Raw genomic sequence first — 2,661 nt, forward strand, 5'->3', positions numbered from 1 at the left:
TGTAGGGGCGTATCAATACGCCCCTACGAGTTTAACCAGCGCGCTGGCTCGATCAGGCTTACAGCAATCTTGTCTGCTGCGCGCCGTCGACTCTGCCGTTGCCCGCCGCGCCATCGGTGGCGGAGACAATATCCGCCGCCGCCTCAGCCGAGGACATCACCGCCGGGTTGCTCGACTCCTCGAACGGCTCGACCGACATCGCGGCTACTTCGTCGCCGGCTTTGAGATCCATGACGCGCACGCCCTGTGTCGAGCGGCCCAGGCATGAGATGCTGCTGGCGGCCAGCTTGATTACGATGCCCTGGCGCGTGATAAAGGTCAGGGTATCGTCCTCGGCCACGACCCGCGCCACCGCGATCTTGTCGCCGTCGCGCAGCCGCATAGTGATCACGCCGCCGGTCGCGCGGCCCTTGACCGGGTACTCCTCGACCTTGGTGCGCTTGCCCTGGCCCTTCTTGGTGACGACCAGCAGCGCCGACTCCGGTCGGGCCAGCTCCATGCCCACGACTTTATCGCCGCTGCCAAGGTTGATGCCCGTCACACCGCTGGCGGGACGGCCCATCGGTCGCACCTGGCTTTGCTTGAACCGAATCGTCTGGCCCGCGCGGGTAGTCATCAGCACGTCTTCGTCGCCGGTGCTCATGCGCACCCAGCGCAGCGAGTCGCCGTCTTCCAGCCCGATCGCGATCAGGCCATTCGAGCGAACGGAGGAGTACTCGTGCAGGATCGTGCGCTTGATCTTGCCGTTGACGGTCGCCATGACGAGATACTCGGCCTCGTCGAAGCTCGGCACCGGCAGCATCGTCGTCACCTGCTCGCCCGGCTCAAGCGAGATCAGGTTGACCAGCGGCAAGCCTTTGGCGGTCCTGCCAGCGTCAGGCACCTCATGCGCCTTGAGCTGGTAGACCTTGCCGCGATCGGTGAAGAAGAGCAGATCGTCCATGGTGTTGCAGGCGATCATGTGCTGCACCACGTCCTGCTCGCGGGTGGTCATGCCCTTGATGCCCTTGCCGCCGCGATTCTGCGGACGGTAGGTATCGGCGTTGACGCGCTTGATGTAGCCGCGATCGGTGATCGTCACGAGCACCTGCAAGTCGGGGATCAGATCCTCGGCTGAGATGTCGCCGGTCGCCTCGGCCATGATCCGCGTCCGACGCGCGTCGCCGTACTTTTCCTTGAGATACTGCAAGTCCTGCTTGATCAGGTACAGCACGCGGCGAGCGTTCGCCAGGATATCCTCCAGCTCGGCGATCAGCTTGATCACCTCGCGGTACTCGTCCTCGATCTTTTTGCGCTCCAGCGCGGCCAGCCGCCCAAGCTGCATCTCCAGGATCGCGTTCGACTGTGCCTCGCTCAGCTTGAAGTTGTGCATCAGGTTGTTGCGCGCGCTGTCGCGGGTGCGCGAGTTGCGGATCGTCGCGATCACCTCGTCCAGATGATCGAGCGCGATCTTCAGGCCTTCGAGGATATGTGCCCGAGCCCGCGCCTTTTCAAGCTCGTACTCGGTGCGCCGCCGGATCACCGTCTGCCGGTGCTCGATGTAATACTGAAGCACCTTCTTGAGCGTGAGCACGCGCGGCTGATTGCCCTCGACCAGCGCCAGCATGTTGACGCCGAAGGTGACTTGCATCTGCGTATACTTGAAGAGATGGTTGAGCACCTTGCGGGGCTGCGCGTCCTGCTTCAGGATGATCACCAGCCGAATGCCGGTGCGATCCGACTCGTCGCGCACGTCGCGGATGCCTTCGATCTTGCGCTCCTTGACCAGCTCCGCGATGCGCTCGATCAGGCGGGCTTTATTGACCTGATACGGCAGCTCGGTGACGACGATATGATACGCGCCGCGCGCGGCCTCCTCGATATGCGCCTTGGCCCGGATCACGATATGGCCCTTGCCCGTCGAGTAGGCGTTGACGATGCCCTCGCTGCCCAGGATCACGCCGCCGGTCGGGAAGTCCGGGCCGGGAACGTGCCGCATCAGATCTTCGACCGTGGCCTCAGGATTGTCGATCAGGTGGATGATCGCGTCGCACAGCTCGCTGAGATTATGCGGCGGGATGTTGGTAGCCATGCCCACGGCGATACCGGCTGCGCCGTTGAGCAGCAGGTTGGGCAGCTTCGCGGGCAGCACCGAGGGCTGCATATACGAGCCGTCGAAGTTGGGCACGAAATCGACGGTATGTTTGTCGATGTCGTAGAGCAGCTCTTCGGCGACTTGCGAGAGCCGCGCCTCGGTATAGCGCATCGCCGCGGGCGGATCGCCGTCGACGCTGCCGAAGTTGCCCTGCCCGTCAACCAGCGGGTAGCGGATGTTCCACTCTTGTGCCAGGCGGGCCAATGCGTCGTACACTGCCACGTCGCCGTGAGGATGCATCTTACCAAGGACATCGCCGACGATACGGGCACATTTCTTGTATGACTGGTTATACCGGATGCCCATGTCCCACATGCCGTACAGGATGCGGCGCTGGACCGGCTTGAGGCCATCGCGGACATCGGGCAGCGCGCGCTGGACGATCACGCTCATGGCGTAATCGAGATAGGCTGAGCGCATCTCGCTGTCGATGTTGATGGGCCGGACTATGCCAATTTCCACTCCAAAGCCCCCTTGACACTACTCCGTTTCATGCGATTAGAATGCTTTATTATACCACTTCGGCG

General features: G+C 62.8%; 1 protein-coding gene. It reads right to left on the bottom strand.

What is annotated here, in order from left to right; translation table 11 throughout:
* Window positions 1-58: 58 nt before the first annotated feature.
* On the bottom strand, window positions 59-2,596 hold the full coding sequence (gene gyrA, locus VFZ66_07000; GenBank protein ID HEX6288919.1) for a DNA gyrase subunit A: 2,538 nt from the start codon (window positions 2,594-2,596) through the stop codon (window positions 59-61).
* Window positions 2,597-2,661: the final 65 nt, after the last annotated feature.

Source organism: Herpetosiphonaceae bacterium, from assembly GCA_036374795.1.
Lineage (GTDB): Bacteria > Chloroflexota > Chloroflexia > Chloroflexales > Kallotenuaceae > LB3-1.